This is a genomic window from Staphylococcus simiae (genome assembly GCF_002902085.1).
GTDB lineage: Bacteria > Bacillota > Bacilli > Staphylococcales > Staphylococcaceae > Staphylococcus > Staphylococcus simiae.
This window is the reverse complement of the sequence record NZ_PPQR01000134.1, coordinates 1-463: the sequence shown is the minus strand read 5'-3', so window position 1 is coordinate 463 and position 463 is coordinate 1. Positions and strand designations below refer to the sequence as shown.

At 28.7% G+C, this 463-nt stretch carries 1 protein-coding gene; it reads left to right on the top strand.

The window, feature by feature from the left end:
* Nucleotides 1–95: 95 nt before the first annotated feature.
* Nucleotides 96–463 (top strand): transposase (locus tag CD113_RS11735; RefSeq protein ID WP_142380915.1); only part of this gene is annotated, 368 nt, incomplete at its 3' end.

Here is a 463-nt window from a genome sequence, read left to right as displayed (position 1 = left end):
TTTTATGTAATTTTACATGTAAATACTTCAAAAAAATAAGACACTTTCGTATAATTTAATTAATCACTACAAAAAATAAATTAACGAGGTGCCTTATGTATAAAGATTATAACATGACTCAACTTACTCTACCAATGGAAACTTCAGTTAAAATTCCTCAAAATGATATTTCAAGATATGTTAATGACATAGTCGAAAGCATACCAGATAGAGAATTCGATGAATTCAAACATTATCGTGGTGCAACTTCTTATCATCCAAAAATGATGTTGAAAATCATTCTATATGCCTACACACAATCTGTATTCTCTGGTAGAAAAATAGAAAGATTGTTAAATGATAGTCTTCGCATGATGTGGCTATACCAAAATCAAACACCTTCGTATAAAACAATTAATCGATTCAGAGTTAATCCTAAAACAGATGCCTTAATCGAATCTTTATTTATCCAATTTCATAGCCA